General features: G+C 58.5%; 23 protein-coding genes. 17 read left to right on the top strand and 6 right to left on the bottom strand.

Annotation, left to right across the window (positions count from 1 at the left end; translation table 11 throughout):
* The first annotated feature begins 43 nt into the window (after positions 1 to 43).
* From hisS to H7698_RS10000, 6 genes are all read left to right on the top strand, one after another.
* Complete coding sequence (gene hisS, locus H7698_RS10025) at positions 44 to 1333, top strand: histidine--tRNA ligase (protein WP_162438254.1); 1290 nt, start codon at positions 44 to 46, stop codon at positions 1331 to 1333.
* Positions 1334 to 1373: 40 nt separating this feature from the next.
* Positions 1374 to 2015 (top strand): tetratricopeptide repeat protein, encoded by a 642-nt coding sequence (locus tag H7698_RS10020; RefSeq protein ID WP_162438255.1) that lies wholly within the window; start codon positions 1374 to 1376, stop codon positions 2013 to 2015.
* Positions 2008 to 3159, top strand: coding sequence for an outer membrane protein assembly factor BamB (gene bamB, locus H7698_RS10015; RefSeq protein WP_162438256.1), 1152 nt, complete (start codon positions 2008 to 2010; stop codon positions 3157 to 3159). Before H7698_RS10020 ends, bamB begins: the two co-directional genes overlap by 8 nt.
* 139 nt (positions 3160 to 3298) lie before the next feature.
* Complete coding sequence (der, locus tag H7698_RS10010; protein WP_194691271.1) at positions 3299 to 4768, top strand: ribosome biogenesis GTPase Der; 1470 nt, start codon at positions 3299 to 3301, stop codon at positions 4766 to 4768.
* A gap of 146 nt (positions 4769 to 4914) precedes the next feature.
* On the top strand, positions 4915 to 6063 hold the full coding sequence (locus H7698_RS10005; RefSeq protein ID WP_194691270.1) for a pyridoxal phosphate-dependent aminotransferase: 1149 nt from the start codon (positions 4915 to 4917) through the stop codon (positions 6061 to 6063).
* Positions 6051 to 6842, top strand: coding sequence for an amidohydrolase (locus H7698_RS10000; RefSeq protein WP_194691269.1), 792 nt, complete (start codon positions 6051 to 6053; stop codon positions 6840 to 6842). Before H7698_RS10005 ends, H7698_RS10000 begins: the two co-directional genes overlap by 13 nt.
* Positions 6843 to 6948: 106 nt before the next feature.
* On the opposite strand, the gene leuA is transcribed toward H7698_RS10000, so the two are convergent.
* The 3 genes from leuA to H7698_RS09985 form a co-directional block, all read right to left on the bottom strand.
* A complete protein-coding gene (gene leuA, locus H7698_RS09995) occupies positions 6949 to 8628 on the bottom strand; it encodes a 2-isopropylmalate synthase (RefSeq protein ID WP_162438260.1) in 1680 nt (559 codons plus the stop codon).
* A gap of 363 nt (positions 8629 to 8991) precedes the next feature.
* Complete coding sequence (locus H7698_RS09990) at positions 8992 to 9495, bottom strand: L,D-transpeptidase family protein (protein ID WP_162438261.1); 504 nt, start codon at positions 9493 to 9495, stop codon at positions 8992 to 8994.
* A 107-nt stretch (positions 9496 to 9602) separates the two neighbouring features.
* The gene (locus tag H7698_RS09985; protein ID WP_162438262.1) at positions 9603 to 10154 is read right to left on the bottom strand and encodes an NUDIX hydrolase; all 552 of its coding nucleotides are present in this window, start codon (positions 10152 to 10154) and stop codon (positions 9603 to 9605) included.
* Positions 10155 to 10370: 216 nt separating this feature from the next.
* Between H7698_RS09985 and H7698_RS09980 the strand changes: the two genes are divergently transcribed.
* The 5 genes from H7698_RS09980 (at position 10371) to purT (ending at position 13731) form a co-directional block, all read left to right on the top strand.
* Positions 10371 to 10970, top strand: coding sequence for a CoA pyrophosphatase (locus H7698_RS09980; RefSeq protein WP_194691268.1), 600 nt, complete (start codon positions 10371 to 10373; stop codon positions 10968 to 10970).
* Positions 10971 to 11036: 66 nt separating this feature from the next.
* The gene (locus H7698_RS09975; protein WP_027924900.1) at positions 11037 to 11561 is read left to right on the top strand and encodes a gamma carbonic anhydrase family protein; all 525 of its coding nucleotides are present in this window, start codon (positions 11037 to 11039) and stop codon (positions 11559 to 11561) included.
* Entirely contained in the window at positions 11558 to 11773 is a 216-nt protein-coding gene (locus H7698_RS09970) for a DUF1289 domain-containing protein (protein ID WP_162438265.1), read from the top strand. The genes H7698_RS09975 and H7698_RS09970 overlap by 4 nt, the downstream gene beginning before the upstream one ends.
* A 207-nt stretch (positions 11774 to 11980) precedes the next feature.
* A complete protein-coding gene (locus H7698_RS09965) occupies positions 11981 to 12448 on the top strand; it encodes a preQ0 transporter (RefSeq protein WP_162438266.1) in 468 nt (155 codons plus the stop codon).
* A 101-nt stretch (positions 12449 to 12549) separates the two neighbouring features.
* Positions 12550 to 13731, top strand: a complete 1182-nt coding sequence (gene purT, locus H7698_RS09960) for a formate-dependent phosphoribosylglycinamide formyltransferase (RefSeq protein WP_194691267.1) — start codon at positions 12550 to 12552, stop codon at positions 13729 to 13731.
* Between the two features lie 101 nt (positions 13732 to 13832).
* Here the strand turns inward: purT and H7698_RS09955 are convergent, their stop codons facing one another.
* The 3 genes from H7698_RS09955 to H7698_RS09945 form a co-directional block, all read right to left on the bottom strand.
* Positions 13833 to 15149: an MFS transporter gene (locus tag H7698_RS09955; protein WP_162438268.1), complete on the bottom strand. Its 1317-nt coding sequence runs from the start codon at positions 15147 to 15149 to the stop codon at positions 13833 to 13835.
* A 333-nt stretch (positions 15150 to 15482) separates the two neighbouring features.
* Positions 15483 to 16718 carry a transporter associated domain-containing protein gene (locus H7698_RS09950; protein WP_194691266.1) on the bottom strand — a complete coding sequence of 412 codons (1236 nt, stop codon included), beginning with the start codon at positions 16716 to 16718 and terminating at the stop codon, positions 15483 to 15485.
* Between the two features lie 12 nt (positions 16719 to 16730).
* Positions 16731 to 17543 carry a cytochrome C assembly family protein gene (locus H7698_RS09945; protein ID WP_194691265.1) on the bottom strand — a complete coding sequence of 271 codons (813 nt, stop codon included), beginning with the start codon at positions 17541 to 17543 and terminating at the stop codon, positions 16731 to 16733.
* A 210-nt stretch (positions 17544 to 17753) separates the two neighbouring features.
* Here H7698_RS09945 and ffh point away from each other — a divergent pair, with 210 nt between their 5' ends.
* From ffh to xerD, 6 genes are all read left to right on the top strand, one after another.
* Complete coding sequence (ffh, locus tag H7698_RS09940; RefSeq protein WP_162438271.1) at positions 17754 to 19130, top strand: signal recognition particle protein; 1377 nt, start codon at positions 17754 to 17756, stop codon at positions 19128 to 19130.
* 249 nt (positions 19131 to 19379) lie between these two features.
* Positions 19380 to 19631 carry a 30S ribosomal protein S16 gene (gene rpsP / locus H7698_RS09935; RefSeq protein WP_007944872.1) on the top strand — a complete coding sequence of 84 codons (252 nt, stop codon included), beginning with the start codon at positions 19380 to 19382 and terminating at the stop codon, positions 19629 to 19631.
* Between the two features lie 5 nt (positions 19632 to 19636).
* Entirely contained in the window at positions 19637 to 20173 is a 537-nt protein-coding gene (rimM, locus tag H7698_RS09930; RefSeq protein WP_162438272.1) for a ribosome maturation factor RimM, read from the top strand.
* Positions 20174 to 20175: 2 nt separating this feature from the next.
* Entirely contained in the window at positions 20176 to 20928 is a 753-nt protein-coding gene (trmD, locus tag H7698_RS09925; protein ID WP_090188015.1) for a tRNA (guanosine(37)-N1)-methyltransferase TrmD, read from the top strand.
* Between the two features lie 45 nt (positions 20929 to 20973).
* Entirely contained in the window at positions 20974 to 21324 is a 351-nt protein-coding gene (rplS, locus tag H7698_RS09920) for a 50S ribosomal protein L19 (RefSeq protein ID WP_063322826.1), read from the top strand.
* Positions 21325 to 21423: 99 nt separating this feature from the next.
* A complete protein-coding gene (gene xerD, locus H7698_RS09915) occupies positions 21424 to 22320 on the top strand; it encodes a site-specific tyrosine recombinase XerD (RefSeq protein WP_162438273.1) in 897 nt (298 codons plus the stop codon).
* The last annotated feature ends 191 nt before the right edge of the window (positions 22321 to 22511 follow it).

Here is a 22511-nt window from a genome sequence, read left to right as displayed (position 1 = left end):
TAAGAGTCGAACGGCTGAAGAGCCGAACGAATAAGGATTTATAGTGAGCAAGTCTCTGCAAGCCATTCGTGGCATGAACGATATCCTGCCCGAGCAGACTCCCCTGTGGCGTCACTTCGAGGGCACCGTCTCGCGCCTGCTGGATAACTACGGTTACAAGCAGATCCGCATGCCGATCGTCGAGTTCACCGAGCTGTTCAAGCGCTCCATCGGTGAAGTGACCGACATCGTCGAAAAAGAGATGTACACCTTCGACGACCGCAATGGCGACTCCCTGACCCTGCGCCCTGAAGGCACAGCGGCCTGCGTGCGTGCGGTGCTCGAGCACGGCATCACCGGCGGTGGCCAGGTGCAGAAACTCTGGTACATCGGTCCGATGTTCCGCCACGAACGTCCACAGAAAGGCCGTTATCGTCAGTTCCACCAGATTGGTTGCGAAGTCTTCAACCTGGATGGTCCGGACATCGATGCCGAACTGATCGTGCTGACCTGGCGCCTGTGGGGCGAGCTGGGTATCCGTGATGCGGTCAAGCTTGAGCTCAACAGCCTGGGCACCGCCGAGTCTCGTGGTCGTTATCGCGAAGCCCTGGTCGAGTTCCTGTCGGCTCGTCTGGACAAGCTGGACGAAGACAGCCAGCGTCGCCTGAAAACCAACCCTCTGCGGGTTCTGGACACCAAAAACGCTGATACACAAGCGGTTCTGGTCGACGCGCCGAAAATGGCTGATTACCTGGACGAAGAGTCCCGCGTGCACTTCGAGGGCCTCAAGGCTCGCCTGGACACTGCCGGCATTCCTTATGTCATCAACCCGAAGCTGGTTCGCGGGCTGGATTACTACAGCAAGACCGTTTTCGAATGGGTCACCGACAAGTTGGGCGCTCAGGGCACCGTTTGTGCCGGTGGTCGCTACGACGGTCTGGTGGAACAGATGGGCGGCAAGCCAACGCCGGGTGTCGGTTTCGCCATGGGCATCGAGCGCCTGGTGTTGCTGCTGGAAACCCTGGAACAGATCCCGGAAGAGATCTCCCGCCAGGTTGACGTTTACCTCTGTGCCTTCGGGGAAGCCGCCGAGCTTGCCGGGTTGGCCTTGAGTGAACGTGTTCGTGATCAATTACCCAACCTGCGCTTGCAAGTAAATGCCGGCGCCGGCAGCTTCAAAAGCCAGTTCAAGAAGGCCGACAAGAGCGGTGCATTGTATGCGCTGATCCTCGGTGACGACGAAATGGCCCAGCAAGTGGTAGGTTTCAAACCCCTGCGTGGCCAGGGCGAACAACAAAGCATTGCCTGGGATGCGCTTGCTGCACACCTGGCCACCTGCATCGTGCAGGGTTGAAGCTGTCAAACAGCCGATTTAGCGATTAAGGAGTATTGGGGTGTCGAATAGCGAAGACGAACAGCTGGCGGATTTTAAGGACTGGTGGACACGCAACGGCAAGCCCCTGGTCACTGGCGGCCTGTTGGCGCTGGTCATCGTGTTCGGCTGGCAGGCCTTTCAAAAGTATCAGAGCAATCAGTCGCAAGGCGCCTCGATTCTCTATCAGCAATTGCTTGAAACCACGCTGACGCCTGATGGCAAGCCTGATGCGGCACGTGTTTCGGACCTGGCCGGCAAGCTCAACAGCGAGTACGGCGGCAGCGCCTATGCGCAGTACGGCAGTCTGTTTGTGGCGAAAGTAGCAGTCGACAGCGGCAAGCTGGATGACGCAGCCAGCGAGCTGAAAGCCATTGCCGACAAGCCGGCGAACCCGGCGTTGGGCGAAATTGCCCGTCAGCGCCTGGCTCAGGTACTGGCCGCGCAGAACAAGGCCGATGAAGCCCTGAAACTGCTCGAAGGCGATGCTGATACTGCATTCCTGGCCACTCGCGAAGAACTCAAGGGCGACCTGCTGGTGCAGCTGGGTCGTACCGACGAAGCAAACGCGGCGTACCAAAAAGCCAAGGCGGCACTGTCGGACGAAGCGGCGGTCGGTGGCTTACAAATCAAGCTGGACGACCTGGCCAAAGGGGATGCGTGACGTGATTCGTTGGAAACATGCAGCATTGCTGGCTCTGGCCATTTTGGCCGCGGGTTGCAGCAGCAACAGCAAAAAGGAATTGCCACCGGCTGAGTTGACCGACTTCAAAGAAGAAGTGGTTCTGCAAAAGCAGTGGAGTCGTTCGATCGGTGACGGTCAGGGCGAGACGTACAACATGCTGGTTCCGGCGATCGAAGGCGATACCATCTATGCCGCCGACGTCACCGGTGTGGTGATGTCGATGGATCGCAGCAACGGCGACGTCAAATGGGAGAAAGATCTCGACGTGCCTGTGTCCGGCGCCGTTGGCGTGGGTTACGGTCTGGTCATGATCGGTACGCTCAAGGGTGAAATCGTTGCCCTCGACGCCAGCAGCGGTGAAGAGAAATGGCGCGCTCGCGTGTCCAGTGAAGTCCTCGCTCCGCCGGCCAACAACGGCGACGTGGTTGTGGTTCAAACCCAGGATGATCGTCTGATCGGTCTGGATGCCTCCACCGGCAACCAGCGCTGGTTGTATGACAGCACTCCGGCAGTCCTGACGCTGCGCGGCACCAGTGCTCCTATCGTCACCAACCGCTTTGCGGTGGCTGGCCTGTCGACCGGTAAAGTGGTTGCTCTCGATATTTCCAACGGCGTGCCGGTATGGGAACAACGGGTAGCGATTCCACAAGGTCGTTCGGAGTTGGAGCGTGTCGTCGATATCGACGGCGGCTTGCTGCTGTCCGGCGGTACGCTTTACGTCGCCAGCTACCAGGGTCGCGTCGCGGCACTGGACCTGGAAAGTGGTCGTCAGCTCTGGCAGCGTGATGCTTCCAGCTATGCCGGCGTCGCTCAGGGTTTCGGCAGCGTCTACGTGAGCCTGTCTTCGGGCACCGTTGAAGGCGTCGATGAGCGTTCCACCACCGCTTTGTGGAGCAACGATTCGCTGGCGCGCCGTCAGCTGTCGGCTCCTGAAGTGTTCTCCAGCTATGTTGCAGTCGGTGATATGGAAGGCTACCTGCACCTGCTGAGTCAGGTTGACGGTCGTTTCGTCGGCCGCGAGCGCATCGACAGCGACGGCCTGCGTGCCCGTCCGCTGGTGGTGGGTGACACGATTTATCTGTATGGCAACAGCGGCAAACTGGAAGCCCTGACCATCAAGTAATGTTTGACTATGCTTGGGGTTTAACCCCCAGGCGGCCTTGCTCTGCAAGGCTTGCAACGCCTTCAAGCGTTGCCCCGAGCACCAGCCGCTGCCTCGCAGCGGCTTTTGTATTTTCTGAAATAACGAAGTGGAGAGCCGCATGGTTCCCGTAATCGCCCTGGTGGGCCGACCGAACGTCGGCAAGTCCACCTTGTTCAACCGCCTGACCAGGACTCGTGACGCCATCGTTGGCGACTTGTCCGGTCTGACCCGTGATCGCCAATACGGTGAGGCCAAGTGGCAAGGGCGTTCCTACATTCTGGTCGACACCGGTGGTATCTCCGGTGACGAGCATGGTATGGACGAAAAAATGGCCGAGCAGTCCCTGCTGGCCATCGAAGAAGCCGATGTCGTGCTGTTCCTGGTAGATGCCAAGGCTGGTTTCACCGCCGCCGACCAGATGATCGCCGAGCATTTGCGCAAACGTAACAAGCGCTCTTATGTGGTTGCCAACAAAGTCGACAACATCGACCCGGAAATGGCCCGCGCTGAATTCGCCCCGTTGGGTATGGGCCACGCGATTCCGATCGCCGGTGCTCATGGCCGTGGCATCACCCAGATGCTGGAAATCGCACTGAGCGAATTCCCGAAAGACGAAGAAGAGCCGGAAGACGGCGAAGAAGAGATCGTTGCCGAAGGTGAGGAAGCCAAGCGCATTCCTGGCCCAAGCGAAAAAGACGGTATCAAGATCGCGATCATCGGCCGCCCGAACGTAGGCAAGTCGACACTGGTCAACCGCATGCTCGGTGAAGACCGGGTAATCGTCTATGACGAACCCGGCACCACTCGCGACAGTATCTACATCCCGTTCGAGCGTAACGACGAGAAGTACACGCTGATCGACACCGCCGGTGTGCGCAAGCGCGGCAAGATCCACGAAGAAGTTGAAAAATTCTCCGTGGTCAAAACCTTGCAAGCGATCAAAGACGCCAACGTGGTGATCTTCGTGATGGACGCCCGCGAAGGTGTGGTCGATCACGATCTCAACCTGCTGGGCTTCGCCATCGAGGCGGGTCGTGCGCTGGTTATCGCGATCAACAAGTGGGACGGCATGACGCCGGGCGAGCGCGACTTCGTCAAGGTTGAGCTGCAACGTCGACTGTTCTTCGTTGATTACGCCGACATCCACTTCATCTCGGCCCTGCACGGCACGGGCGTGGGCAACCTCTACGCTTCCGTACAGAACTCGTTCAAGTCTGCGGTTACCCGCTGGCCAACCAACCGTCTGACCACGATTCTGGAAGATGCGGTTGGCGAACACGCGCCACCGATGGTCAACAATCGCCGGATCAAGCTGCGTTATGCCCACTTGGGTGGCGCGAACCCGCCGATCATCGTGATTCACGGTAACCAGATCGAGAAGGTGCCGAAGTCTTACGTTCGTTACCTGGAAAACACTTACCGTCGTGTTCTGAAGCTGGTCGGTACGCCGATTCGCATCGAATTCAAAGGCGGCGAGAACCCGTACGAAGGCAACAAGAATTCGCTCACCGACCGCCAGGTCAACAAGAAGCGTCGCATGATGTCGCACCACAAAAAGGCCGACAAAAAGCGCCGCGACAAGAAATAGAAGCAGCTTTAAATTTCAAGCTGCAAGCTTCGAGTCAAAGCAAGAAAGGGTCCTGTCAGGGGCCCTTTTTTGTGCCTGAAGGTTTGAGACTTGACCGCTTGCCGCTTACAGCTTGAAACTTGCAGCTCACCTGCAAGGGGCTACCGATGATCACCAGTAAGCTGCCGAATGTCGGCATCACTATCTTCACTCAGATGTCTCAGCTCGCGGCGCAAACCGGGGCGCTCAATCTGTCCCAGGGTTTTCCGGATTTCGATGCCCCGCAGGCCCTGTGTGATGCGGTCGGCCGGCATATTGCCCAAGGCCACAATCAGTATTCTCCAATGACTGGCCTGCCCGCATTGCGCGAGCAGATTGCGACGAAGATTGCCCGCAGCTATGGCGTCAATGTGGATGCCGATCACGAAGTGACCGTCACACCCGGCGCCACCCAGGCGATCTTCTGCGCGATCCAGGCGGTGATCAATCGTGGCGACGAAGTCATCGTGTTCGACCCGTGCTACGACGCCTACGAGCCCTCGGTGGAATTGGCTGGCGGCCGTTGCGTGCACGTCCAGTTGGGCCTGGATGACTTCGCCATCGATTTCGAAAAACTCGCCCAGGCGCTGAGCCCGCGCACGAAGATGATCGTCCTCAATGCCCCGCACAATCCCAGCGGTGCGCTGATCAGTCGTGCCGAACTGGATCAGTTGGCTGATCTGATTCGTGATCGCGACATCTACCTGATCAGCGATGAGGTCTACGAGCACCTGGTGTTCGACGGCGTACCTCACGTCAGCGTGCTTAACCATCCGGAATTGTACGAGCGCGCCTTCGTCGTCAGTTCCTTCGGCAAGACCTATCACGTCACCGGCTGGAAAACCGGCTATGTGGTCGCACCACCGGCTCTGACGGCGGAGCTGCGCAAGGTTCACCAATACGTCAGTTTCTGCGGTGTGACCCCGCTGCAATACGCGCTCGCTGACTTCATGGCCGAGCACCCTGAACACGTCGAAGAGTTACCAGCCTTTTATCAGGCCAAGCGCGATCTGTTTTGCGATTTGCTGGCACCGTCGCGTTTCACTTTCAATCGCGTAGCGGGCACGTATTTCCAGCTGGTCGATTACTCGCAGATCCGCCCGGACCTTACTGACGTCGAGATGGCATTGTGGATGACCCGCGAACATGGCGTGGCGAGCATCCCGATCTCGGTGTTCTACCAGACACCCCCCGAAGGCCAGCGCCTTGTGCGCCTGTGCTTCGCCAAACGCGAGGAGACCCTGCGTGAAGCAGCGGCAAAACTATGCGTGATCTGAGTGCACTGCCCAATCTGAACATCGCGCTGATCCAGACCACCCTGGCCTGGCACGATCGCCTGGCTAACCTGGAGCATTTCGAGCAGTTGCTGGAGCAGGCTCGCGGCGCTGACCTGATCATCCTGCCGGAGATGTTCACCACCGGTTTCTCCATGGAGTCCGAGACCCTGGCCGAAGCGGAGAACGGTCCCACCAGCAAATGGTTGCGGGTTCAGGCAGCGAAGTTCGAGGCGGTGATCACCGGCAGTGTGATTGTCCAGGCTGCCGACGGCAGTCATCGTAATCGCCTGCTGTGGGCGAGGCCGGACGGCGAGGTGCTGCATTACGACAAGCGCCACCTGTTCCGCATGGCCGGCGAGCACAACCACTACACCCCCGGCGAGCGCCAGGTGCAGTTCGAGCTCAAGGGCTGGCGTGTGCGTCCGCTTATTTGCTACGACCTGCGATTCCCGGTGTGGAGTCGTGACGCACAGGACACCGACCTGCTGCTCTATACGGCCAACTGGCCAGGTGCACGGCGCCAGCACTGGAACCGTTTGCTGCCGGCTCGGGCGATTGAAAACTTGTGTTACGTGGCGGCTGTGAATCGCATCGGTACGGACGGCAAAGGCTTCGCCTACACCGGCGACAGTCAGGTTCTGGATTTTCAGGGGGAGACGTTGCTCAGTGCGGGGGAGGCGGATGGGGTGTTTACGGTGGTGCTCAATGCTGCCGACCTTCAGGCGTATCGGACGCGGTTTCCGGCGAATCTGGATGCTGATACCTTCGAGTTCACCTGAAATTCAGCCGATCGTTCCCACGCAGAGCGTGGGAACGATCAAGGCGCCACACAAACAAAAAAGCCCCAAGGTTCACCCCCGGGGCCTTTTGTATTACCGATAACGCTTACGCCGCTTTCGCTTCCGGCTGGCTCAGCGAGCGATTCAGCGCACTGAACAGCGCCTTGAAGCTCGCCGTGGTGATGTTCTCGTCGATACCGACGCCGTGCACCGCACGCTCACCGTTCACACGCAGCTCGATGTAAGCCGCCGCTTTGGCATTGGTGCCCGCGCCGATTGCATGTTCGTTGTAGTCCATGATTTCGACGGGGATCGGCAAACCCGCCACCAGCGCTTCCAGGGCACCGTTACCCTTGCCGCGCCAGTTCAGGTTGGTTTCGCCCTGGCCCTTGCTGGACACTTCCACTTCAACAGCGCTGTGGCCGTTTTCTTCCTGCAGGCGATGGCTCACCAACGCATACGGAGTGTTGGCTTGCAGATACTCGCTGTGAAGCAACGCGTGGATCTGCTGTGCAGTCATCTCCAGGCCCAGGCGATCGGTTTCACGCTGCACGACCTGGCTGAACTCGATCTGCATGCGACGCGGCAAGTTGATGCCATATTCCTGTTCCAACAGGTAAGCGATACCGCCTTTGCCCGACTGGCTGTTGACGCGGATCACCGCCTCGTAGCTGCGACCGATGTCGGCCGGGTCGATCGGCAAGTACGGCACTTCCCAGAGGGCGTCCGGTTTTTGCTGGGCAAAGCCCTTGCGAATGGCATCCTGGTGGGAGCCGGAGAACGCGGTGTGAACCAGGTCGCCGACGTACGGATGACGAGGGTGCACCGGAAGCTGGTTGCATTCCTCAACGACTTTACGCACGCCGTCGATATCGGAGAAGTCCAGCTCAGGGTTCACGCCCTGGGTGTAGAGGTTCAATGCCACGGTCACGAGGTCGACGTTACCGGTGCGTTCACCGTTACCGAACAGGCAGCCTTCGACGCGATCAGCGCCGGCCATCAGGCCAAGTTCGGTGGCCGCAACGCCAGTACCGCGGTCGTTGTGGGTGTGCAGGCTGATGATCACGCTGTCACGACGGTTGATGTTACGACCGAACCATTCGATCTGGTCGGCGTAGATGTTTGGTGTGGCGCATTCGACGGTGGCAGGCAAGTTGAGGATCATCTTGTGCTCAGGCGTCGGGTTCCAGACTTCAATTACCGCATCGCAGACTTCCTTGGCGAAATCCAGTTCGGTGGCGCTGAAGGTTTCCGGCGAGTATTCGAAGGTCCACTGAGTGTCCGGCTGTTGGGCAGCGTATTTGACGAACAACTTGGCCGCGCTCACGGCGATTTCCTTGATTCCGTCCTTGTCCTGGTTGAAGACAATGCGGCGGAACGAAGGGGAGGTCGCGTTGTAGAGGTGAACGATGGCTTTCTTCGCCCCACGCAGGGATTCGAAGGTGCGCTCAATGAGGTCTTCACGGCCCTGGGTCAGCACCTGAATGGTGGTGTCGTCCGGGATGTGGTTGCCTTCGATCAGGGTACGCACGAAGTCGAAGTCGGTTTGCGATGCGGCCGGGAACGACGCCTCGATTTCTTTCACGCCGACCGACACCAGGGTTTTCCAGAAGCGCAGTTTCTTCACCGCATCCATCGGCTCGATCAGCGACTGGTTACCGTCGCGAAGGTCCGAGCTGCACCAGATCGGCGCGGCAGTGATGGTCTTCGACGGCCAGGTACGATCCGGAATGTCGATAGTCGGGAACGCGCGGTATTTCGAAGACGGGTCTTTGAGCATGCTCATCGGGAAATCCTTATTGTGTCGGCCGAAAAAAGGCGGCCTGCCGGTGTATCAAAAGTTCTGGGGATAGAGCGTAGGGCGAGGCACCGCGATTCAGCCCGGCAGTCGTGCACTGACGAGGCACAGACTGCGGTGCTGGCGAAGCTGAATGAGGGTGTGAGATGTTTTCATGCCTTCAACCCTAACCGCGAGGATGAGGGTTGGCAAGCAGTCGAAAAAAATTGAGAGGAATACTCTTAAAGACGACTTTTCTGAGATTTTATTGCTCGAAAGTGCCTCGATAGTTTCAATGATTGCTGCAGGTTTCAGCGTTGCGCAATTGAAAGTGGTTTGCTCGAGTGTTTCAAGATCGACTGGCTCCAAGGGTTACGGACGTATCTCGATCATCGTGCCATCCGGCACCAGACCCCATACCTCGCGCATGTCCATGTTGCGCATGGCAATGCAGCCGTCGGTCCAGTCCAGCGTGTGGAACAGGTTTTCCGGGTAGTCGTAGGTGTCGGGTGTGCCATGGATCATGATCATCCCGCCCGGATCGACCCCTTCGCGTCGGGAGCGGGCGGAGTCAGCAACGTTGGGATAGGAGATATGCATCGCCAGATTGAAGCGGTCGCTGACCTTGCGCCAGTCGACCCAGTAAAAACCTTCAGGCGTGCGCTTGTCGCCCTCCATCAGCTTGGCGCCTTTGGGCTGCTTGCCCAGGGAAATACGGTAGGTCCGCAGAGGCTTGCCATCGGCGATCAATTGCAATTGATGAGCGGACTTGAGCACCAACACCTTTTCGATCGGTTTGCCATCCAGGGTCACCACGGTGGAAGCCTGGGACACAGCGATGAACGACATGCAAAGCAGGGCAAGCAACCAGCGCATTGAAACGATATCCCTAAAAGGTGTCGCGACTATGTATTTATAGGTGATTTTGCAGGAGCTGCCGCAGTCGACGATCTTTTAGCGTCGGCAGCATTCCAAAATTCAAATCAAGTAATGACCGGCTGAGCAAGCGGCGGGATCGATTCGGACCGTACGGGGTAGACCTCGGTCCGCCGGTCAGCGAAAAAGCATTCTAGAGTACGACCCACTGTGCGGAAAGCCAGGTCGGACCAAGGGATGTCGGCCTCTTCAAATAGTTGAACTTCGAGGCTTTCGATGCCTGCTGCAAAGTTCAGGTCAACCAGTTCCGCGCGAAAGAACACATGCACCTGACTGATGTGCGGCACATCGATCAACGTATAGATGCTCAAGTCGCGGACCCGGGCGCAAGCTTCTTCGGCGGTCTCGCGAATGGCCGCTTGCTCGATGGTTTCCCCGTTCTCCATGAAACCGGCGGGCAGGGTCCAATAGCCGAGCCGTGGCTCGATGGCGCGGCGGCACAACAGTACTTTGGAGCCCCAGGTGGCCACGCAACCGGCGACGATATTGGGGTTCTGATAATGAATCGTATGACAGCTGTCGCAGACAAACCGCAGGCGTGCATCGCCTTCGGGAATGCGTTGGGTCACTGGGTTACCGCACTGACTGCAAAATTTCATGCTTGGGTTCCTGAATGCTGCGCCTATCTTGGCGTGCGGCGGTGTCAGTCGGCAAGTTGTCGTTTAGCGACACACGGCTGTTCGGGGCTTGGGCGGTCGGTGTGATTGGTGCATGATGCATAGGGTCTGTTGACGTTTGCTCGCGAACTGCGGTGGCGCCCAACGCGGTCGTCAGCAAACGTCAACAGACCCTACAGGCACAGATCGAGATCACTCATGCTGGATGAGCTACTGCATCGGGTAAGCAACCACACGCCGCGAACCCTGGAAACCGACAAACGCTTTCCCGAGGCCGCCGTACTGGTGCCCATCACCCGCAGTGACGAACCGGAACTGGTTCTGACCCTGCGCGCCAGCGGGCTCTCGACCCATGGCGGTGAAGTGGCCTTCCCGGGTGGTCGACGCGACCCTGAAGACCCTGACCTGATTTTTACCGCCCTGCGTGAGGCTGAAGAAGAAATCGGCCTGCCCCCAGGACTCGTCGAGGTGATCGGCCCGCTCAGCCCGCTGATTTCTCTGCACGGCATCAAGGTCACACCGTATGTTGGCGTGATTCCGGATTTCGTCGAGTACCGCGCCAACGACGCCGAGATCGCTGCGGTGTTCAGCGTGCCGCTTGAATTTTTCCGCGAAGATCCCCGCGAGCATACCCATCGCATCGACTACCAAGGTCGCAGTTGGTATGTACCCAGTTATCGTTACGGCGAATACAAGATCTGGGGCCTGACGGCGATCATGATCGTCGAGTTGATCAACTTGCTGTATGACGCGAAAATCAGCCTGCATCAGCCACCCAAGAGTTTTATCAATACCTGAGCCATCGTTCGTATTGCGAACCCCCCGGCTTTTTAAGTGCGCCTGCCTGGCCCTGAGGACAATAAGATGAAATACCGCCTGGGCGACGCCCGCGTCGAAACCCACCCACAAAGCTGGGTCGCTCCCAATGCCGTGCTGGTGGGCAAGGTCAAACTGGAAGAGGGCGCCAACGTCTGGTTCAACGCTGTGCTGCGCGGCGACAACGAGTTGATCCTGATCGGCAAGAACAGCAACGTTCAGGACGGCACCGTGATGCACACCGACATGGGCTATCCGCTGACCATCGGCACCGGTGTGACCATCGGCCACAACGCCATGCTGCACGGTTGCACGGTGGGCGATTACAGCCTGATCGGTATCAATGCGGTGATTCTCAATGGGGCGAAGATCGGCAAGAACTGCATCATTGGCGCTAATTCTTTAATCGGCGAGGGCAAGGAAATCCCTGATGGCTCGCTGGTCATGGGGTCGCCGGGCAAGGTCGTGCGCGAGTTGACCGAGCCGCAGAAGAAGATGCTGGAGGCCAGCGCTGCCCATTACGTACATAACTCCCAGCGTTACGCCCGGGATCTGGCCGAGCAGGAAGAATGAACACCCCTGAACGGCCGGTCCGATCGCCCTGCGTGAATGTATGTGCGCTGGACGATGATGATATTTGCACCGGGTGTCAGCGCACAGTGGATGAGATCACTCGCTGGAGCCGGATGGACAACGACGAACGACGCCAGGTCCTGGGGTTATGTCATGAGCGGGCCAAGTCCAGTGGTTTGCTCTGGATGATCGGCAAAACACCAAACCTGTAGCAGCCTGCGTCCGGCTGCGCAGCAGTCGTAAATCCTGAGTTCACGATTAACCTATCAGACCGCAGTGTCTGTTTTTACGACTGCTGCGCAGCCGGACGCATGCTGCGCCAGCTGCTACAGGTTCGTTGTCGTGTCCGTGTCCGTGTTTGGTGCTTGTGTGCGGGTGAAGTACCCTGCGCACAAAATTGACAGGTATCCCCCATCTCCATGCTTTTCCTGATCGCCTACATCAGCAGCGTCGTGCTGATCAACTACGCCTTTTCCACTGCCCCGCACCTGGACATCATCTGGTCTGCCTGGGGTGGGTTGGTGTTTGTCCTTCGGGACATGGTGCAAATCCGGTTCGGACACGGCGCCATCGCCGCAATGCTGGCTGCGCTGGTGCTTTCCTACGTCACTTCCGACCCTTCCATCGCGCTGGCCAGTGCCACGGCTTTCGCGGTGTCGGAATGCATCGACTGGCTGGTATTCACCATTACCCGACGCCCGTTGCATGACCGCCTGTGGATAAGTTCTGCGCTGAGCATCCCCCTCGATACTTTCATCTTTTTCGGCATGATCGACGCGTTCACACCGGGCGTGATCCTCACGGCGATGGGCTCAAAGTTCGCGGGTGTGACGGCGGTGTGGCTGATCATGGCGTGGCGTCTGCGCAAACAGGCCGTCGCCAGCTGAAGCCAAAGCCTCAGGTTCATGTAAAATGCCGCGCTTTCGCCCCATGGGAAGCGCGCCACGTGCTCGCTACCCTCGATGATCCGCTTCTTTGAGGACCTGAGATGACCCGTATCGGAACTCCATTGTCGCCAACCGCGACCCGCGTATTGCTGTGTGGCTGTGGCGAGTTGGGCAAGGAAGTGGTGATCGAGCTGCAGCGCCTGGGCGTTGAAGTGATTGCCGTGGATCGCTACGCCAATGCGCCGGCCATGCAAGTGGCGCATCGCAGCCACGTGATCAACATGCTCGACGGCGCCGCTTTGCGCGCGGTCATCGAAGCCGAGAAGCCGCACTTCATCGTGCCGGAAATCGAAGCCATCGCCACCGCCACGCTGGTTGAGCTGGAAGCTGAAGGCTTCACCGTGATCCCGACGGCGCGCGCAACGCAGCTGACCATGAACCGAGAAGGCATTCGTCGTCTGGCGGCTGAAGAGCTGGACCTGCCGACGTCGCCGTATCATTTCGCCGACACCTTCGAGGACTACAGCAAAGCCGTCGAAGACCTCGGTTTTCCGTGCGTAGTGAAACCGGTAATGAGCTCGTCGGGCAAAGGCCAGAGCCTGCTGCGCAGTGCAGATGACGTGAAAACCGCCTGGGATTACGCCCAGGAAGGCGGTCGTGCCGGTAAAGGCCGTGTAATTGTTGAAGGCTTCATCGACTTCGACTATGAAATCACCTTGCTGACCGTGCGCCACATTGGCGGCACCACGTTCTGTGCACCGGTGGGTCACCGTCAGGAGAAGGGCGATTACCAGGAATCCTGGCAGCCGCAAGCCATGAGCCCGATTGCCTTGGCTGAATCCGAGCGCGTGGCGAAAGCTGTCACCGAAGCCTTGGGTGGCCGCGGTCTGTTCGGTGTGGAGCTGTTCATCAAAGGTGATCAGGTGTGGTTCAGCGAAGTCTCACCACGTCCGCATGACACCGGTCTGGTGACCCTGATTTCCCAGGACCTGTCGCAGTTCGCACTGCATGCACGGGCGATTCTGGGCTTGCCGATTCCGCTGATTCGTCAGTTCGGCCCTTCGGCTTCCGCTGTGATACTGGTGGAAGGTCAATCGACCCAGACGGCGTTCGCCAACCTGGGCGCGGCGTTAAGCGCGCCGGACACGGCGCTGCGTCTGTTCGGTAAGCCTGAAGTGAATGGTCAACGCCGGATGGGCGTGGCGTTGGCGCGGGATGAGTCGATTGAAGCAGCACGTGCCAAAGCGACCCGCGCTGCTCAGTCGGTTGTTGTAGAGCTGTAAAAGCATCGCGAGCACGCTTTGCTCCACAGGTCAGTGCCTTTCACATAATTGTGCATGAACACTGACCTGTGGGAGCAAGGCTTGCCCGCGATGACGCCTTGTCAGGCAACCCGATTCAAATCGTTGTGACGGGTTTCCTTCAAGCACAACACCGCAATCAGACTCAACACCGCCGCCCCCGATACATACCCCCCGACATAACTCAAACCACCCATCGCCACCAGCTTCTGCGCGAAGAACGGTGCCGCGGAGGCGCCGACGATGCCGCCCAGGTTGTAAGCGGCCGACGCGCCGGTGTAGCGCACGTGCGTTGGAAACAATTCAGGCAGCAGCGCGCCCATTGGCGCAAACGTCACGCCCATCAGAAACAGCTCGATGCACAGAAACAGCGCCACGCCCCAGGTTGAGCCTTGAGTCAGCAACGGCTCCATCAGGAACCCCGACAGAATTGCCAGCACACCACCGATGATCAGTACCGGTTTGCGCCCGTAACGGTCGCTGGCCCAGGCCGATAATGGCGTCGCAGCGGCCATGAACAGAACCGCAAAGCACAGCAATGCAAGGAAGGTTTCGCGGGTGTAGCCCAGTGTCGAGACGCCATAGCTCAGCGAAAACACGGTCGAGATATAGAACAGGGCATAGCACACGACCATCGAACCGGCGCCCAGCAACATGGGCGCCCAGTACTGGCTGAACAGCTCGACCACAGGCATTTTTACCCGTTCCTGGCGCGCCATTGCGTTAGCGAATACTGGGGTTTCGTGGAGCTTGAGGCGGACATACAGACCGACCATCACCAGTGCGGCACTCAGCAGAAACGGAATGCGCCAGCCCCACGAGCGGAACTGCTCATCGGTCAGCGTCATGGCCAGGGTCAGGAACAGACCATTGGCGGCGAGGAAGCCTATGGAGGGGCCAAGCTGCGGAAACATGCCAAACCAGGCGCGTTTTCCTTTGGGCGCATTTTCCGTAGCCAATAGTGCCGCACCGCCCCATTCACCTCCCAGTCCCAGGCCTTGGCCAAAGCGCAGCACGCACAGCAGGATCGGCGCCCAGGCCCCGATGCTGTCGTAGCCCGGCAGCACGCCGATCAGCGTGGTGCACACGCCCATTAGCAGCAGCGAGGCGACCAGTGTCGATTTGCGACCAATGCGGTCGCCGAAGTGGCCAAACAGCGCCGAACCCAGCGGTCTGGCGATGAAAGCGATACCGAAAGTGAGAAACGCCGACAGCATCTGAGCCGTGCCGGAAGTTTGCGGAAAGAACACCGGGCCGATCACCAGCGCGGCGGCCGTGGCGTAAACGTAGAAATCGTAGAATTCGATGGCGGTGCCGATGAAGCTCGCCGTGGCCACACGTGTGGCGGAATTCGTCGGCTGCGCAGGCGCGGTATCTGAGTAGGTCGTGCTGGTCGTCATGCGGTTATCCCTGACAGTCATGTGCCCCAGTGGAGCAAATTTTATTATGGTCGAACACCCAGGGATGTGGGTTTAACGCAGAGTGCGGGTAGCACAAGGGTGAGGCGAGGCTTGGGTAAGCGCCCCGATTATAGGAAGGAGCCTAACGATCAAACAAGTGCAAATCCTTGTAGCAGCTGGCGAAGCCTGCGTTCGGCTGCGCAGCAGTCGTAAACCCCGTAAACGCGGATTTTCTGAACCACCACATTGTCTGGTTTTACGACTGCTGCGGTCGAGCGCGACCCCGGAGCCAACGCAGGCTTCGCCAGCTGCTACAAGGGGCGACTGTGAGAATTAGAGAATGGCTGGCACTGAACTGGTATGCCAGATCAACACCCGAGTAACTCGATTGTCTTCCGTCTCCAGGATTTCCAGCCGATACCGTCCGATCTTCAGGCAGACCGCGCTTTCCGGAATCGTCTCCAGTGCCTCGGTGACCAGCCCGTTGAGGGTTTTCGGGCCATCGCTGGGCAGGTGCCATCCCAGGCTCTTGTTCAGCTCGCGAATTGACGCTGCGCCCTCGATCATCAGCCTGCCGTCGGCTTGAGGGTGAATATGAGGGTTGTCCAGGCTGTGCTGGCTTTCGAATTCACCAACGATTTCTTCAAGAATGTCTTCCAGCGTGACGATGCCGAGCACTTCGCCGTACTCGTCGACCACCATGCCCAGGCGCCGTTGTTGCTTGTGGAAATTCAATAGTTGCAGCTGCAGCGGCGTACTTTCCGGAACGAAGTACGGTTCGTGGCTGGCCGCCAGTAACGCGTCGAGGGTCAACGTGCCGTCGGGCAGCAAATGGCGGATCTGCCGGGTATTAAGGACGGCTTCAACCTGATTGATGTCGCTGTGGAACACTGGCAATCGCGTGCGCTTGTTGTTGCGCAGCTGCTCGATAATCTCTTCGAGGGAGTCATCGAGGTTGATCCCGTCGACGTCACTGCGCGGTACCAGAATGTCGTTGACCGTGATGTTGTCCAGCGCATGGATACCCGACAGCGGATGCGGGCGGCAAACCGCCTGATCATGATCGTCATGCCGATCATTCGGTGTCTCGTCTTCACTCTGCTGAACCACTTTGGTCGTACGGGCAAACGGTCGCGTCAGTAATTGCGCGATGCCATTGAGCAGCCAGGCGGCGGGGTAGATTATTTTCAGGGGCGCGCGCAGCAAAGAGTTGCCGAGGGCCAGGATCGCATCCGGGTAGCGGATCGCCAGGGTACGCGGCAGGTAATCAGCGAACACCAGCAGAACGGCGCCAGCCCCAAGGCAGGCAGCCCATGGACCGTTTTCGGCCCAGGTGAAAATCGCCAGCAAGGTGCTGATGACCACCACCAGCGCACGGCACAGGGTGTTGCAGAGGATCAGGCTGTTGAGGGGGAAACTCAGCTTCGCCACCGGTTTGTCGCTGGCACGCGAGGCGGTGCGCTGAGCCAGCAGATGCTGTTGCGCTACTTCGATGGCTGTAAACAGCCCCGACCATAAAATCAGCAGGGCCAAAACCGCGAGCATCGGCCCTATGGGCAAGTCGTCCATTAATGCCGCCCGTCAGATGTGCAGAATGTATTCACGAACCAGCTTGCTGCCAAAGTACGCCAGCATCAACAGGCAGAAACCGGCGAGGGTCCAGCGAATGGCCTTGTGTCCGCGCCATCCGAGACGATTACGGCCCCACAGCAGCACGCTGAACACTATCCAGGCCAGGCAGGCCAGCAAGGTCTTGTGCACCAGGTGTTGGGCGAACAGATTGTCGACAAACAGCCAGCCAGAAATCAGCGACATCGACAGCAGGGTCCAGCCGGCCCAGAGGAAGCCGAACAACAGGCTTTCCATGGTTTGCAGCGGCGGGAAGTTCTTGATCAGGCCGGACGGGTGCTTGTGCTTGAGCTGATGGTCCTGGACCAGCAGCAGCAAGGCCTGGAACACGGCGATAGTGAACATGCCGTAGGCAAGGATCGACAAGAGGATGTGGGCAAGAATGCCGGGCTCTTCGTCGATGATCTGTACGGTTCCCGCCGGGGCGAACTGGGCGAGCAGCACGGTAGCGGCGCCGAGCGGGAACAGCAACACAAGCAGGTTCTGCACTGGAATACGCGAGCAGGCCAACAGGGTCAGGGCAATGACCGCCACCGCAATCAGGCTGGCGGCGTTGAAAAAATCCAGGCCCAGGCCGATCGGCGTCAACAGATGGGTTAAAAGGCTGGCGCTGTGGGCCAGCACGGCCAGCACGCCAAGCGTGACCAGCAGGCGTTTGTTCGCCTTGGCGCCGGAGGCCAGGCGAGTGCCTTGGTAGATGGTCGCAGCGGCGTATAAGCAGGCGGCGGCGAGGGTCGTTAGCAAGCTGGGTGACAAGGGGAGCATAAATCCTGTTAGGCAAGCCCGAAAGGCGCTGAGTTTGGCATAGAACCTTAGTTGCACGAAAGACCATGCAACCTGACAGCGAGGTGTCCGCCAGCCGCAGTCTTCGCTATAATCCGCGACCTGCCCACGCCGCAGGCTCGCCGAGCACATGTTTATTCCGGTCTGGGCCGCCATTATCCCGGTCTACACAGGGCCTGAAAGGATCGCGCAATGTTTGAAAACTTAACCGACCGTCTCTCGCAGACGCTGCGCCATGTCACCGGCAAAGCCAAGCTGACCGAGGACAACATCAAAGACACCCTGCGTGAAGTGCGCATGGCGTTGCTCGAAGCTGACGTCGCCTTGCCGGTGGTCAAAGACTTCGTCAATTCGGTCAAGGAGCGCGCCGTCGGCACCGAGGTGTCGCGCAGCCTGACGCCGGGCCAGGCCTTCGTGAAGATCGTTCAGGCAGAGCTCGAAAGCCTGATGGGCGCTGCCAACGAAGACCTGAACCTGAGTGCCGTGCCACCAGCCGTCGTGCTGATGGCCGGTTTGCAGGGCGCTGGTAAAACCACCACCGCCGGTAAACTTGCGCGCTTTCTTAAAGAGCGCAAAAAGAAATCCGTCATGGTCGTGTCTGCAGACGTTTACCGTCCTGCGGCGATCAAGCAGCTGGAAATGCTCGCGGGCGAAGTGGGCGTTACGTTCTTCCCGTCCGACCTGAGCCAGAAGCCGGTCGACATCGCGCAAGCGGCTATTAAAGAAGCCAAGCTCAAGTTTATCGATGTGGTCATCGTCGATACCGCCGGTCGCCTGCACATCGATGAAGAGATGATGGGCGAGATCAAGGCGTTGCACGCTGCGATCAACCCGGTCGAAACCCTGTTTGTGGTCGACGCCATGACTGGCCAGGATGCCGCCAACACGGCCAAGGCCTTCGGTGATGCACTGCCGCTGACCGGTGTGATCCTGACCAAGGTCGACGGCGACGCCCGTGGTGGTGCCGCGCTTTCGGTCCGCGCCATCACTGGCAAGCCGATCAAGTTCATCGGTATGGGCGAAAAGAGCGATGCGCTCGAACCGTTTCACCCTGAGCGTATTGCTTCGCGCATCCTCGGCATGGGTGACGTGCTCAGCCTGATCGAACAGGCGGAAGCGACGCTCGACAAGGATAAAGCCGACAAACTTGCCAAGAAACTGAAGAAGGGCAAGGGCTTCGACCTCGAAGACTTCCGCGATCAGCTGCAACAGATGAAGAACATGGGTGGCCTTGGTGGCCTCATGGACAAACTGCCGAACATCGGCGGTGTAAACCTGGCGCAAATGGGCAATGCCCAGGGTGCGGCAGAGAAGCAATTCAAGCAGATGGAAGCCATCATCAACTCCATGACCCCGGCCGAGCGCCGCGACCCTGAGCTGATCAGCGGTTCGCGCAAACGCCGAATTGCCATGGGTTCCGGCACTCAGGTGCAGGACATTGGTCGCTTGATCAAGCAGCACAAGCAAATGCAGAAGATGATGAAGAAATTCTCCGCGAAAGGCGGAATGGCCAAAATGATGCGCGGCATGGGCGGTATGTTGCCCGGCGGCGGCATGCCCAAAATGTAAAGTTTTCGCGTAAGGGCTTGCTCTTGCGCAGCTCACAGGGATGTGAGATCTCCAGCAAACCCGCACTTGGCGGGAGCTGACTGGCCGTTTTCAACGACGGCTCTATAGCAAATCTTGATGGCGGCCGATAGGCAGCCGGAAAAAGACATTTGCAAAAGTCCGGATATTCCTTAGAATATGCGGCCTTTCGGGCACCTATGCCCGCTGTGCCTTTAGATTTGCAGCACCGACTACAGGAACGATGTTCACATGCTAACAATCCGTCTTGCCCTTGGCGGCTCCAAAAAGCGCCCGTTTTACCACTTGACCGTAACCGACAGCCGCAACCCGCGCGACGGTTCGCACAAGGAACAGGTTGGTTTCTTCAACCCTGTTGCTCGTGGTCAAGAAGTTCGTCTGTCCGTGAACCAAGAGCGCGTAGCCTACTGGCTGAGCGTTGGTGCACAACCTTCTGAGCGTGTTGCTCAGTTGTTGAAGGACGCTGCTAAGGCTGCGGCCTGAGCAATATGAACGCGACGCCAGCTGATGCTGATGATTTGATCGTTATCGGCAAGATTTATTCTGTTCATGGCGTTCGCGGCGAAGTGAAGGTGTACTCCTTTACTGATCCTACTGAAAACCTGTTGCAATACAAAACCTGGACGCTCAAGCGCGAAGGCAATGTGAAGCAGGTTGAGCTGGTCAGCGGACGCGGGAACGACAAGTTCCTGGTCGCGAAGCTCAAGGGTCTCGATGATCGTGAAGAAGCTCGTCTTCTGGCCGGTTATGAGATCTGCGTGCCGCGCAACCTGTTCCCTGAATTGACCGACGGCGAGTACTACTGGTACCAGCTCGAAGGTCTGAAGGTCATTGACCATCTTGGGCAATTGCTCGGGAAGATCGATCATCTTCTGGAAACCGGCGCCAATGATGTAATGGTGGTCAAGCCTTGCGCTGGCAGCCTGGATGATCGCGAACGCCTGCTGCCCTATACGGAGCAATGCGTGTTGGCCGTCGACCTTGCCGCAGGCGAGATGAAGGTGGATTGGGATGCGGACTTCTAAGCGTGGCTAACTTGCGCGTAGAAGTGATCAGTTTGTTTCCCGAGATGTTCTCCGCCATCAGCGAGTACGGCATCACCAGTCGGGCGGTGAAACAGGGGCTGTTGCAGCTGACCTGTTGGAACCCGCGAGACTACACGACGGATCGACATCACACTGTGGATGATCGCCCATTTGGCGGTGGTCCGGGCATGGTGATGAAGATCAAGCCCCTGGAAGATGCTCTGGTTCAGGCCAAGGCAGCAGCCGGGGAGGCGGCGAAGGTGATTTACCTGTCCCCCCAAGGCCGTCAACTGAATCAGTCGGCGGTACGCGAGTTGGCGAATCTGGATGCATTGATCCTGATTGCCGGCCGTTATGAAGGCATTGACGAGCGTTTCATAGAAGCTCATGTCGATGAAGAGTGGTCGATTGGCGACTATGTACTGTCTGGCGGCGAGCTGCCGGCGATGGTCCTGATCGATGCGGTTACACGACTGCTGCCTGGAGCTTTAGGGCATGCGGACTCCGCAGAGGAAGATTCCTTTACGGATGGTTTGCTGGATTGCCCGCACTACACCCGACCGGAGGTGTATGCGGATCAGCGTGTTCCCGACGTATTGCTAAGTGGCAATCACGCGCATATCCGGCGTTGGCGTTTACAGCAGTCCCTTGGTAGGACCTTTGAACGACGCGCCGATCTTCTGGAAAGCCGCTCGCTTTCTGGAGAAGAGAAGAAGCTGCTCGAGGAATACATCCGCGAGCGGGACGATAGTTAACAACGTATCGATGGTAGATCCGACGATTTACCTTAGGAGCACAGCATGACTAACAAAATCATCCTTGCACTCGAAGCAGAGCAGATGACCAAAGAGATCCCTACCTTTGCCCCGGGCGACACTGTTGTCGTTCAGGTGAAAGTGAAGGAAGGCGACCGTTCGCGTCTGCAAGCGTTCGAAGGTGTTGTTATCGCCAAGCGTAACCGCGGCGTAAACAGTGCTTTCACCGTTCGTAAAATCTCCAACGGTGTTGGCGTAGAGCGTACTTTCCAGACCTACAGCCCGCAAATCGACAGCATGGCCGTTAAACGTCGCGGTGACGTACGTAAAGCCAAGCTGTACTACCTGCGTGACCTGTCCGGTAAAGCAGCTCGCATCAAGGAAAAACTGGCTTAAGTCCAGCTTCCGATGCAGAAAAAAGCAGCCTACGGGCTGCTTTTTTGTTGCCTGCGATTTATCTTCCCTAGCCGTACTGTCGGTCTTGCCTGAGCCTTTATGCCTGCCATCGATCATCCTCTGATAGACCAGTTTCTCGACGCGCTGTGGTTGGAGAAAGGCCTTTCCGATAACACCCGTGATGCCTATCGCAGTGACCTGGCCCTGTTCAACGGCTGGTTGCAGGAAAAAGGGCTGGAGCTGATCAACGCCGGACGCGAGTTGATTCTCGATCATCTGGCCTGGCGTCTGGAGCAAAACTACAAGCCTCGTTCCACTGCTCGATTCCTATCGGGAGTGCGCGGGTTCTATCGCTACCTGCTGAGGGAAAAACTGATCGCCGTCGATCCGACCTTGCGCGTCGACATGCCGCAGCTGGGGCGGCCATTGCCTAAATCCTTGTCGGAAGCCGATGTGGAAGCCTTGCTGAAGGCGCCGGACTTGAGCGAGGCCATTGGTCAACGGGATCGCGCCATGCTTGAGGTGCTCTACGCCTGTGGGTTGCGGGTGACAGAGTTGATTAGCCTGACGCTGGAGCAAGTCAACCTGCGCCAGGGTGTGTTGCGAGTGATGGGCAAGGGCAGCAAGGAGCGGTTGGTGCCGATGGGCGAGGAGGCGATTGTCTGGGTAGAGCGCTACATGCGCGACGCACGCAGCGAGTTGCTCGGCGGACGTCCCAGCGATTGTCTGTTCCCGAGTCTGCGCGGCGAGCAGATGACGCGGCAGACGTTCTGGCATCGCATCAAGCACCAGGCCAAGGTGGCCGGGATCGGCAAGTCGCTGTCACCCCACACCTTGCGCCACGCCTTCGCCACACACCTGCTCAATCACGGCGCGGATCTGCGGGTGGTGCAAATGCTGCTTGGCCATAGTGACCTGTCCACGACCCAGATCTACACCCACGTCGCCCGCGCCCGCTTGCAAGACCTGCACGCCAAACACCACCCGCGTGGCTAGCTCGGTCTTCAAGGTTGAAAAGTTTCTCGTGGCGAGGGGATTTATCCCCGTTGGGTTGCGAAGCAGCCCCAATTGGGACCGCTGCGCAGTCCAGCGGGGATAAATCCCCTCGCCACATTAATGCCTGGCCTTCGAACTCACAGGGTGTTGCGTCTGGCACATTCGGCCCCGCAAGCCTTATGTGGTAGGCT

This window comes from Pseudomonas sp. p50(2008) (genome assembly GCF_015351605.1).
Classification (GTDB): domain Bacteria; phylum Pseudomonadota; class Gammaproteobacteria; order Pseudomonadales; family Pseudomonadaceae; genus Aquipseudomonas.
This window is presented reverse-complemented; position numbering and strand designations above follow the sequence as displayed.

Coding starts and splice junctions, on each gene's coding strand:
- purT (WP_194691267.1), top strand. CDS start 12,550: ATGACCCGTATCGGAACTCCATTGTCGCCAACCGCGACCCGCGTATTG.
- H7698_RS09970 (WP_162438265.1), top strand. CDS start 11,558: ATGAACACCCCTGAACGGCCGGTCCGATCGCCCTGCGTGAATGTATGT.
- bamB (WP_162438256.1), top strand. CDS start 2,008: ATGCGTGACGTGATTCGTTGGAAACATGCAGCATTGCTGGCTCTGGCC.
- H7698_RS10000 (WP_194691269.1), top strand. CDS start 6,051: ATGCGTGATCTGAGTGCACTGCCCAATCTGAACATCGCGCTGATCCAG.
- H7698_RS09975 (WP_027924900.1), top strand. CDS start 11,037: ATGAAATACCGCCTGGGCGACGCCCGCGTCGAAACCCACCCACAAAGC.
- rpsP (WP_007944872.1), top strand. CDS start 19,380: ATGCTAACAATCCGTCTTGCCCTTGGCGGCTCCAAAAAGCGCCCGTTT.
- rimM (WP_162438272.1), top strand. CDS start 19,637: ATGAACGCGACGCCAGCTGATGCTGATGATTTGATCGTTATCGGCAAG.
- leuA (WP_162438260.1), bottom strand. CDS start 8,628: ATGAGCATGCTCAAAGACCCGTCTTCGAAATACCGCGCGTTCCCGACT.
- der (WP_194691271.1), top strand. CDS start 3,299: ATGGTTCCCGTAATCGCCCTGGTGGGCCGACCGAACGTCGGCAAGTCC.
- xerD (WP_162438273.1), top strand. CDS start 21,424: ATGCCTGCCATCGATCATCCTCTGATAGACCAGTTTCTCGACGCGCTG.
- ffh (WP_162438271.1), top strand. CDS start 17,754: ATGTTTGAAAACTTAACCGACCGTCTCTCGCAGACGCTGCGCCATGTC.
- H7698_RS09980 (WP_194691268.1), top strand. CDS start 10,371: ATGCTGGATGAGCTACTGCATCGGGTAAGCAACCACACGCCGCGAACC.
- rplS (WP_063322826.1), top strand. CDS start 20,974: ATGACTAACAAAATCATCCTTGCACTCGAAGCAGAGCAGATGACCAAA.
- H7698_RS09985 (WP_162438262.1), bottom strand. CDS start 10,154: ATGAAATTTTGCAGTCAGTGCGGTAACCCAGTGACCCAACGCATTCCC.
- H7698_RS09965 (WP_162438266.1), top strand. CDS start 11,981: ATGCTTTTCCTGATCGCCTACATCAGCAGCGTCGTGCTGATCAACTAC.
- H7698_RS09990 (WP_162438261.1), bottom strand. CDS start 9,495: ATGCGCTGGTTGCTTGCCCTGCTTTGCATGTCGTTCATCGCTGTGTCC.
- H7698_RS09955 (WP_162438268.1), bottom strand. CDS start 15,149: ATGACGACCAGCACGACCTACTCAGATACCGCGCCTGCGCAGCCGACG.
- H7698_RS09950 (WP_194691266.1), bottom strand. CDS start 16,718: ATGGACGACTTGCCCATAGGGCCGATGCTCGCGGTTTTGGCCCTGCTG.
- H7698_RS09945 (WP_194691265.1), bottom strand. CDS start 17,543: ATGCTCCCCTTGTCACCCAGCTTGCTAACGACCCTCGCCGCCGCCTGC.
- H7698_RS10005 (WP_194691270.1), top strand. CDS start 4,915: ATGATCACCAGTAAGCTGCCGAATGTCGGCATCACTATCTTCACTCAG.